The organism is uncultured Metabacillus sp. (assembly GCF_947503125.1).
Lineage (GTDB): Bacteria > Bacillota > Bacilli > Bacillales > Bacillaceae > Metabacillus.
This window is the reverse complement of the sequence record NZ_CANNCR010000096.1, coordinates 1-10,364: the sequence shown is the minus strand read 5'-3', so window position 1 is coordinate 10,364 and position 10,364 is coordinate 1. Positions and strand designations below refer to the sequence as shown.

Annotated in this window: 9 protein-coding genes and 1 riboswitch; of the genes, 4 read left to right on the top strand and 5 right to left on the bottom strand. The window is 35.4% G+C overall.

The genetic code is table 11. The annotated features are described in order from the left end of the window. Nucleotides 1-257 precede the first annotated feature (257 nt). From Q1B07_RS25225 to Q1B07_RS25215, 3 genes are all read left to right on the top strand, one after another. Nucleotides 258-395 (top strand): hypothetical protein, encoded by a 138-nt coding sequence (locus tag Q1B07_RS25225; RefSeq protein WP_299095075.1) that lies wholly within the window; start codon nucleotides 258-260, stop codon nucleotides 393-395. A gap of 90 nt (nucleotides 396-485) precedes the next feature. Then, nucleotides 486-638, top strand: coding sequence for a hypothetical protein (locus Q1B07_RS25220; RefSeq protein WP_299095077.1), 153 nt, complete (start codon nucleotides 486-488; stop codon nucleotides 636-638). Nucleotides 639-642: 4 nt separating this feature from the next. Then, nucleotides 643-828 carry a hypothetical protein gene (locus tag Q1B07_RS25215; RefSeq protein WP_299095079.1) on the top strand — a complete coding sequence of 62 codons (186 nt, stop codon included), beginning with the start codon at nucleotides 643-645 and terminating at the stop codon, nucleotides 826-828. A 76-nt stretch (nucleotides 829-904) separates the two neighbouring features. Here the strand turns inward: Q1B07_RS25215 and Q1B07_RS25210 are convergent, their stop codons facing one another. Further along, entirely contained in the window at nucleotides 905-2,671 is a 1,767-nt protein-coding gene (locus Q1B07_RS25210; RefSeq protein WP_299095081.1) for a B12-binding domain-containing radical SAM protein, read from the bottom strand. A 206-nt stretch (nucleotides 2,672-2,877) separates the two neighbouring features. After that, nucleotides 2,878-3,903: an acyltransferase family protein gene (locus Q1B07_RS25205; protein WP_299095088.1), complete on the bottom strand. Its 1,026-nt coding sequence runs from the start codon at nucleotides 3,901-3,903 to the stop codon at nucleotides 2,878-2,880. A gap of 346 nt (nucleotides 3,904-4,249) precedes the next feature. Between Q1B07_RS25205 and Q1B07_RS25200 the strand changes: the two genes are divergently transcribed. Beyond that, on the top strand, nucleotides 4,250-6,430 hold the full coding sequence (locus Q1B07_RS25200; protein ID WP_299095089.1) for a PAS domain S-box protein: 2,181 nt from the start codon (nucleotides 4,250-4,252) through the stop codon (nucleotides 6,428-6,430). A 305-nt stretch (nucleotides 6,431-6,735) separates the two neighbouring features. Here the strand turns inward: Q1B07_RS25200 and mtnA are convergent, their stop codons facing one another. The 3 genes from mtnA to Q1B07_RS25185 all read right to left on the bottom strand — a co-directional run bounded on the left by mtnA (nucleotide 6,736) and on the right by Q1B07_RS25185 (nucleotide 10,190). Then, nucleotides 6,736-7,788 (bottom strand): S-methyl-5-thioribose-1-phosphate isomerase, encoded by a 1,053-nt coding sequence (gene mtnA, locus Q1B07_RS25195; RefSeq protein WP_299095083.1) that lies wholly within the window; start codon nucleotides 7,786-7,788, stop codon nucleotides 6,736-6,738. A gap of 24 nt (nucleotides 7,789-7,812) precedes the next feature. Next, on the bottom strand, nucleotides 7,813-9,006 hold the full coding sequence (mtnK, locus tag Q1B07_RS25190; protein WP_299095084.1) for an S-methyl-5-thioribose kinase: 1,194 nt from the start codon (nucleotides 9,004-9,006) through the stop codon (nucleotides 7,813-7,815). Nucleotides 9,007-9,104: 98 nt separating this feature from the next. Then, nucleotides 9,105-9,263: riboswitch (SAM riboswitch) on the bottom strand. Nucleotides 9,264-9,401: 138 nt separating this feature from the next. Further along, on the bottom strand, nucleotides 9,402-10,190 hold the full coding sequence (locus Q1B07_RS25185) for a carbon-nitrogen family hydrolase (protein WP_299095086.1): 789 nt from the start codon (nucleotides 10,188-10,190) through the stop codon (nucleotides 9,402-9,404). Nucleotides 10,191-10,364: the final 174 nt, after the last annotated feature.

Below are 10,364 nucleotides of genomic sequence, written 5' to 3'. Positions count from 1 at the left end.
TGGCAAGTTTTTTGCATTTAAAGCCCTTAAATTCAAAGATTATTAACTTTTTTAATATAAAAGTTTTTACAATACGGACAATATTTATGTCAATTCCCGTATCCTTCCAGGATGGAGAGGTTATTTGATGTGGCATGGTTTCATTAAGCGACATGTTTTTCGTTTTTGGCATTGTGCTCACCTCCTTCTTAGTATTCCATTACATAATTTGAATATGAAAATGAAAAAGTAAAAAAGAAAAGAGGTGAGTTTTACTTATGGAACAGCAAAGCAAATTTCCGGTTGCTAATTTATCAGAAACACAATTAGCAACATTACAACAAATGGAGTCAAAGCTTCGAGAGGAAACAGGTGAAGAGATTGTCCTTATTGCCTATGAGCATAATGAGCATTAAGCTTTTCCCTTTTACTACCTGTGTTAGGCTGATTGAAACAAGGTAAAAGTAAAGATGTAAATCCTAAATAATGACTTGAGGTGATTTGTGATGAAAAGAAAAGCAGCAAGAAATCAAGCAGTAAAACATAACTTTACACCAACAGAAAGCCTTCCGGATTCAGAGGTTGCAGAAATCAATGATGATCAGGATCAAATGAAGGGTGCAAATCGCAATTCCAAAAAAGGAAAGCAAGGGAAATAAAAAGATGACAAAAAAACATATGAAAAGCAAAGAGATGAAAAACCATAAAAAACCAATGCCAATGGACCTCTTGCAGGAAGAATTTGGTCATGAGCTCGGAGATGTTAATGCTTCGCAAATATATGGGGTCCTTGAAGGAAATAAAAACAAGGATAAAAAAGAGGGAAAAAATAAAAAAAACCGTAAATAGATGTTGGTTTAAAAGGGGTTTGTCTCAAAAAAGACAGACCCTTATAAAAGATCTGTCCTTCTTGAAACAGGTTCGTTTAGCTTACTTTTGAATCAAGTTCACTTGAAGATGCTGTATAAACAATTGTTGATGATTGGATTGGATCATAATGAACAAGAATGAGTGATTCCTCCTCAATCAACTTACCTGTTTTTACATAATGTTTTATATTAAATGGAATTGTTTCAAGAACCGTATGTTTAAATAAATCCTTTTCTGATAGTTGTTTACCTGCAAATTCATCTCCTAAAATAAGAGGATGATCTAATATCGAATGGTAAATCTTGCTTCTATCTTGCTTTGATAATGTGTCAGGCCACCACGGTTTACGGGGCTTATATTTTTGATTTCTGAGGTAATCATATTTCATAAACCCGCTTACAATGTGCAATTCCTCAATTTTTTTATGTTGCAGGAAATCGTATAGATGCTTATACAAATCCTCTAATTGGTGACCAATTCTTGACCAGCCGCTTTCATCCCAGAAGGTTCCAAACTGCTGAAAGAAGTCAAAAGGTGTTGCAAAAACGTGTGATACTAAATATTCGATCGTTTCATCCATACGATGATCATTCCAATACTTTTCTAAAACATCCTCAACTTGTTTAATTTTAATAATATCTTCAAATGTAAGAACATTGTTCTTTAAAATTTCATATGGTGAATGATCCATATAGACATAACCATGGTCAGCGGCGCGAAGACGTAATCCTGTTCCTCTTAACATTTTTAGGAAGCCAAGCTGAAGTTCTTCAGGCCGCAGTTCAAACACATCATTAAACGTCTTTTTAAACGAATGATAATCCTCTTCAGGCAGTCCTGCAATCAAATCTAAATGCTGGTCGATTTTTTTGCCTTCCTTAACCATGGTGACGGTTCTTGTAAGCTTTTTAAAATTTTGCTTTCTCATGACAAGTTCATTCGTTGCATCGTTTGTAGACTGAACACCAATTTCAAAACGGAACAATCCTTTTGGAGCATTGTCATTTAGAAATTGAATAACTTCAGGGCGCATAATATCTGCAGTAATTTCAAATTGAAACACAGTTCCCGGTTTATGCTCATCAATAAGGAATTGAAACATTTCCATTGCATAGCTGCGGCTGATATTGAAAGTACGGTCAACAAACTTAATCGTTTTTGCGCCATGCTCCATTAGAAAACGAATATCATCTTTGATCTTTTCGCGGTCAAAATACCTAACACCAACTTCAATTGATGATAAACAAAACTGACAGCTAAATGGGCAGCCGCGACTAGTTTCAATATATGTGACCCTCTTTGAAAGATGGGGCAGATCCTCTTCAAAACGAAAAGGGGATGGCAATTCCTTTAAGTCGACTTTATTTCGTTGAGGTTTTATGTGAATGCTGCCGTTTTCGCGATAAGCAATTCCATTCACATTGGCAAAATTTTGTTCATTGTGAAGCTCGTCCAATAATTGTTTAAACGACTGTTCTCCTTCACCAATAATAATAAAATCAACCTCTGGAATTCTTTCCATCCATTCTTTTGTGTCATATGTGACCTCAGGTCCGCCAAGAACTATTAATAAAGAAGGATTAATTTTCTTCATCATTTTAATGACTTTAATCGTTTCTTCAATATTCCAAATATAGCAGCTGAACCCTAATAATTCAGGTCCTTTCCGATACAGATCTGTCACGATATTCATGGAGGGGTCCTTAATTGTATATTCTGCAAGCTCAATGTCATATTCTGGGGCCGCATATGCTTTTAAATAACGGATTGATAAGCTTGTATGGATATATTTTGCATTTAATGTTGATAAAACGGTTTTCATTGGGATTAACACCACTTCTAACATTTATTTTTAAGATTTTCATATTTATCATGCAATCAAAATCTTATTGTATCATAATCAAGAGAAAAAACGAACTTCTGATAATGGAGGAGTATCCATAGTATGGAAATATATACAGGAATCATACCAATCTATATAAACAAAATTAACATAAAAAAGAAGAGCAAGGCAGAGCTTTGCTCTTCCTAATTAGATTTTGAATTCATGGCTGTAAAGTTCTTTATATAATAATTAAAGGTAGACGCTCGCAATTCGATAATTGGCTGTGTTATAGCTTTCACGATTTTTGTTGAAAGAGTGGATGTTAAAAGAATCGATAAAATAATCAGCAAGGTAATGCTTTGGTAATCTTTCATCCAATCTAATAATTCACTATTTCTCATATATTGTACGATGAAGCCGTGAAGCAAATAGACGTAAAAGGTTCTTGTGCCCCATTCTGTAAAAAATGCATGTGTTTTTGGAATTAGTGATAAAAAGCTCAACGAAGTAATCAACGTTAAACTATAAAAGCCCAGGCGAATTATCGCACTAAATACGGATGGATCGCCAAAGTGAGAATATGACTTTGATCCGAACAGCCATTCATAATCAAAATCAAGATAAAAGTAAGAGATAAATGTCACAATTAATAAAAAGCTTGAAAGTCCTCTTACAGGTGCCTTCGTTATGAAGGTAAAGTGTTCACGTTTTAAATAAAAGCCTATTAAAAACAGAGGGAAGAATACGAATGTTCTTGATAAGCTTAAATAATTACTAATGAACTCAATATATCCAACAGCTAAGCCGATCGAAAATGCCAGGAATAGTGCCCAACTTGCAGGAAGTTTTGTAACCGCAAATAAAAGAACATTCCAGAAAAATAAACTGATTAAGAACCATAAAGACCAATGAGGATCCAATGGATCAAGAACAAGGGCATCTTTTTTTTCAATGAAATAATAATACACTGAATAAATCCCTTGAAAGATCAGATATGGAAGAATTAATTTCTTCGTTATTTTCTCAATGTAACCCTTTTTTCTAAATCCCTTTGCAAAATAGCCGGAGATTAAGATAAATGCCGGCATATGAAAGGTATAAACGAATTTATATATATTCATAAGCATTTGGCTGTCATCAATAAAGGATCGAATGATATGTCCAAAGACAACTAAAATAATCAAAAAGAACTTAGCGTTATCAAAGTAACTATCACGATTTTTCATAATTTCACCTTTTCTTTAGAGATTGGAATAAAAGTGGAAGCGCCTTGACCACAAAAGCAATCCACTAAGCCATCCTTCTCTTTATTCCCAAGTAGTTCTTTATTAAACTATCATTCGTAAAATGAAATATATTTTATTAGGGGTGTAACGAAAGTGTAATCCGAATGTAAGATTGGTTATAAAATCAATGGATTCTCTCATACACCAACATCTATCTTAATTATTTTCGAAAAAAAAGCAAACATTTTTTTTGCATTTTGACGGAATGTGAAGGACTATGATAGTCCTTGTAGAATACTTGAATAGTGAAGATTGAGGTAATTAGGGGTGAAAAGATTTGAAGCAGACGATGGAGGAAAACGAAATCGTTACGATGAGGGAAAAAGTGGCAAAGCTAACGGCTGAAAATGAAATGCTTAAAGCGAAGCTTCTTCAACATGAAAGTATTTTAGAAGGTGCACTTGATGCTGTTGCCATTTTTGATGAACACTTGAAATTTATTGATGTAAACACTTCAGCCTGTCATTTGTTTCAGTTAGAGAAAAACGAGTTATGTAAACGAAAACTAGATGACTTTCTTTCACTCATTCCCAAAAAAGAAATGAATCAGCTGATAGATGAATTATATAATGACCATACATTTGGGAAGGAGCTTGTTGTAAAACTAGATAATGGACAAGTAAAGTTTATAGAAATTTCCATACGGAAGCATGCAATTAACGGATATGACCTAGCTATGCTTAAGGATGTTTCATTTAAAAAAATGCTTGAACGGGAAAGGACAATAAATGAGCAGCTATTTAAAGATTTGTTTCACCGGGCGGTAGATGGGATTGTCATTTTTGATCAGAATGGAGCATTTATTGATGCAAACGGATCATTTTGTACAAGCTTTGAAATTTGCAAAGCTCAATTAAGTTCATATGTACTTAATGATTTTATTGATAAACAAGATAACAATAAATTAGAAAAGTTATGGAAACTTTTGAAGGAAAATGGCAGTGCAAAAGGTGAGCTGCCGGTTGTGTTGAAAAATGGAGATAAGAAAATTTTTGAATTCACAACTACTTCAAATATTATCAATGGTTTTTATATGGCGATAATGCGTGATATTACGGAAAAGCGTTCAATGGAAATGAAGCTTTATAAAAGTGAAGAACGCTTTAGGGAGATTTTTGAAAATGCCATTGATGCTATTATGATTTGGCGGAAGGATGGGCAAATACTTAGAGTAAATCAGGTCGCAAGCAGAACGTTTGAATTGCCGGAAGAGGAGCTGGTCACCAGGAATATTCTTGACTTTATTGATCAATCCTCATTAACTTTTGCAAAAGTAAAAAAAGAATACTTTCAGACTGGAGCAATTAGGGAGGAATTGCTTTTTCATATGCCTAATGGGCAAAATAAGGAGTTGGAGTTCACCTCAAAAATGGATATTTCTGAAGGGCACCACTTAACGATTTTTCGAAATGTCAGTGAACGAAAACGAATGGTAAAGGTACTTAGAGAAAGTGAACAGAAATTCCGCAAAATTTTTGATGGGGCAATGGACGGAATTGTCTTATTTAATAATGACTTTGAAATTATTGAAGCAAATCCTACAGCGATGCGAATACTTAATTTAACATCTGAAGGTTTGATCACCTTTAATTTATATGATTTGTTATTTTCCAACATGAAAAAAGGCGGAGTTATTAAGAAGGATTCGAATGAGTGGGAAGAGACACTGCAAGAAATTACGTATAGATTCGAAAATGGAGAGGAAAAAATACTCGAATTTACCTTAAAAAACAATATTAATGAAAATATGAATTTGGCAGTATTTCGGGATGTAACGGAAAAAAGGGAGTTAGAAGAGCAGCTTAGAAAATCGGATACTTTAAATGTTGTTGGAGAGCTTGCTGCAGGAATTGCTCATGAAATAAGAAACCCAATGACGGCATTAAAAGGGTTTATCCAGCTTCTAGAAGGAAGTGTAAAAGATGACTTTTCAATGTATTTTAATGTGATAACATCTGAATTAAGCCGCATCGAATCAATCATTACAGAATTTTTAATTTTAGCAAGACCACAAGCAATAAAATATTTAAAAAAAGATATTGGCATTATTATGAAGGAAACGATTGATCTGCTGAATGCACAAGCCATTCTTGTTAATGTACAGATGAAGCTGAACGTAGATCCTGACTTGCCATTAATTTATTGTGAGCCAAATCAATTAAAACAGGTTTTTATCAATATTTTAAAGAATGCAATCGAGGTAATGCCTAAGGGCGGACAAATTGATGCTACAATAAAAAGGAAAGATAAAGATCATCTATTAGTATCGATAACAGATAGAGGATCAGGTATTTCGGAAGATAAAATAAAAAGACTTGGACAACCGTTTTATACAACAAAGGAACGCGGTACTGGCTTAGGGTTGATGGTCAGCTATAAAATTATTGAGGAGCATCGCGGAACAGTAGATGTTGAGAGTGAAGAAGGGAAAGGTACAACTTTTCATATTACACTTCCTATCAACCAATAGCCAACGAAGGAAGGGAAGCCTTAAAATGATTAACTTGTCACAATTATGACCCGACAACATATTATTTGAGTAAGAGAAAAAAGTTGCATTCGGTAAAGAAAGGGGCAAGTTCTATGTGGCTTTATAAACGTCCAAAAAAGGTGTATTTCTATGCTTCCTTATTTTCCAAGCTTCAAATCATTTCAGAGACTGAGAAAAACCAATTACTTGAAAAGTGGAAGCAATAGGGAAAAGTAAGTGAAACGAGAATCAAGATATGAATCGAAATAACCTTAGCCCTGATAGCGGACTAAGGTTTTATTTGTTTACCTATTGAATAGTTGTGTAATTTCTTCTTGATAATTACCTGATATAATGCCTTTCTCCGTAATAATTCCCGCGATTAAGTTGTTAGGAGTGACATCAAAAGCGGGATTAAATACCTTTACGCCTTCAGGTGAGATTTGAACTCCGTTAAGCTCTGTTACCTCTTTAGGATTTCGTTCCTCAATAGGAATTTGCTCACCATTAGCAATAGAAGGGTCAAATGTTGACAAAGGTGCAGCTACGTAAAAAGGGATGTTAAATGCATTCGCTAATAAAGCTAAATTAAAGGTTCCAATTTTATTTGCTGTGTCACCGTTTGCTGCGATGCGATCAGCACCAACGATGATGGCAGAGATATTTTTCGATTTAATCGTGTGAGCCGCCATATTATCAGTTATTAACGTTACATCTACGCCAGCTTGCATTAGCTCCCATGTGGTTAAGCGTGAACCTTGAAGAACCGGGCGTGTTTCACAGGCAAAAACTTTTAGCTCTTTGTTTTGCTCTTTTGCTAAATAAAAAGGGGCAAGAGCTGTTCCGTATTTTGCTGTAGCAATAGAGCCGGCGTTACAGATGGTCATAATTCGATCACCATTATTAAAAACAGATAGTGCATGCTCACCAATTAAACGGCAAACCTTTTCATCTTCAATTTGGATTTGAATGGCCTCTTGGACAATCCGTGTTTTTCCTTCGTTAATTGATTTGACATCCGCAATGCATGCCACCAATCGGTCCAATGCCCAAAACAAGTTGACAGCAGTAGGTCTTGAGCTTGCTAAATAGTCCCGTTTTTTCTTAATCGTAAGTTTAAATTCCTCAATTGTCTCTGATGAATCCTGCAGGGCTGCTAATGCCAGACCAAATGCGGCTGTGATTCCGATTGCAGGAGCACCTCTTACTTTTAAGGTTTGAATAGCATCCCATACTTCTTCAACCGTAGTTAGGTCAAGGTATTCTGTAACATGAGGGATGTTTTGTTGGTTTAATAGAGAAATAGATTCATCCTTCCAAATAACAGAACGAGGAATCGAAAAGTCATTTAATGCCATTTGTAATACTCCTTCATAAACTGATTATTGATTGACGGTTTCTTTGACAAAATCAATAAATTGCTCAGGTCTTTTTATTGTTTTTTGATTTTTTATCAGTTCGCTTCCGAGTGTTAGAGCAAATTGTTTTGTAGCAATTTTTCTATCATATGGCTGAATGGTATCTAGGTCTGCCACATGAGCAAGGCCGATTGTACGGCGAATGATTTCGCAGCCTGCAAAACCAACCGACTCTTCGAAAATTTCTGATAATACATATTCTAAATAGCCATCAACCTTCGTATAGATTTCAAGGCCATCCTTTTTCCAAGCTGTTGTAAATTCTTCAACGAAAACATTCCACGTTGTAATGAGATGATTGAGGAGCACATCCTGTTTTTCGCCATGCCGTGAGATTGCATTCAATAGAAAATTACCAAAAACTTGACCGACGTCAAAACCGATAGGTCCAAAGTATGCAAATTCAGGATCAATCACTTTTGTTTCTTTTTCATCAGCAAAAATACTGCCTGTGTGTAAATCGCCATGTAAAAGGGCTTCAGCTTTCGTTAAGAATTTTTGTTTCAGCTTTGCTACTTCTAACTTAAGCGCCTCATCCTGCCAAATCTGTTCAACATCCTTCTGAAGTTCGGGTTCATACTCATTTGTGTCATGGTCAAAAAATGGATCTGTAAAGACAAGGTCTTCAGTAATTTTACAAAGATCGGGATTAATGAATTGTTTAACCAATGATTTTTTTACATGCTGATCTGCCCCATAGTCTGATGTGTAAAACAATGTCTTTGCTAAAAATTCCCCAATATGCTTTGAAAGAAGCGGCAAATCCTTGCCTTCTATTAACGCAGCTCGGGAAATTTGCAGATGTGACAAGTCTTCCATGATCGTAATGGCAAGCTTCTCATCAGAGTAAAAAACCTTTGGAACATATTGTGGAACAAATTCACCTTGCTTTAAGAGAGCATGAGTTTCAATACGAGCCCGGTCCAATGTTAATGGCCAGCTTTCACCGACAACCTTTGCATATGGCAGAGCTTGTTTGATAATAATACTTTCGTTTGTATCGATGTCTTTTACCTTGAAAACGAGATTTAAGTTTCCATCACCGATCTCATTGCAGGTTAGGTTGCTTTTTTCATCAAATAATTGAAGACGCTTTGCTAGGGCAATAGCCCCGTTTTCTGTTAATGGTTCATAGCCGGATGATTTTACAGCACACATAATAAATACCCCCAAATAAGTTTGATTGTTGGAGGCTTTTCTCTAAAATAAGAAAAGCCTCTTTCGTATGAAAGAGGCTTGAAGACGTCGCTTCGCACCTCTCATCTGTCAGAAAGATATTCTTTCTGATGGAATTAGCACCGTGCCCTACTGGATAAACTCCAAGGTGAATGTATATCACCCCATTTTGCAATGGTAGTATGGTCGGTTGCTGCGGCTTCATTGGGCCAAGTCCCTCTGCCAACTCTTGATAAGAGATCAATCTTGTTAAACATTATGAAGTTAATGTTTTAAAGTTTGTTATTTTTAGAACATTTAACATTTTAAGAAAAATAGAACGTTTGATTAGCATCTTACCAATGATTTATTAAATTTGTCAACAATATTTTCAATAATCAATGATAAAATTCAGGTAATCTGTCATCAAAGACAGGGATTTTGCTTCTAACGGTTTTAACCATTTCAGCATCGATCGCTGCGGAGATGGAACCGGCTTTCTCGTCAGCTTCTGCAATCACTGTTCCCCATGGATCAATAATCATAGAATGACCGGCGAATTCATTATTTGGATCAGAGCCGGCGCGATTACAGGCTACAACATAGCACTGATTTTCAATTGCACGGCTTAATAGCAGTGTTCTCCAGTGATGGAGTCGCGGCAGCGGCCATTCTGCTACGACAAATAATACTTCTGCACCTCTTGTTGTATGGGCGCGAATCCATTCGGGAAAACGAATATCATAGCAGATTACACCAGCACAATGTATGTCAGCAATGTTAAACAAACCTTTTTCAGTTCCCGCTGTTAAGTAATGATGTTCATCCATTAATTTAAATAAATGGAGCTTACTATATTCGTTAACCAATTCCCCTTGATGATCGAATATGTACATCGTGTTTGTTATTTGATCTTCCACCTTTTTGGCTACAGAACCTCCAACGATGTTAACTCGATATTTTTTCGCAAGTTCGCTAATAAATTTTCTCGTTTGTTCGCCGTTTTCATCGGCAATTTCATCTAAACGCGTTAAATCATATCCCGTCGTCCAAAGCTCAGGAAGAACAATAATGGATGGTTTTTCTTTTTCAATAATCGATGCCACTTTTTCTTCTACTTGTCGATAATTAAAAGATGGATCACCAAATTTAATATCTAATTGTATGCAAGTTATGATAGGTTTCATTTAAATCACACCTTCATTTTAAAAATTTTACTTTACAAGTTGATTCTAACAATATATGATTTGTGACTAGAATTTCAAGAATTTTTTGAGTAGGTGTTAAGTCTGAAATGAATACTCTGGGCACCCAGTTAAAAAATGGGCATAGCAAAACAAGCCATCGATCGATGACTCAAC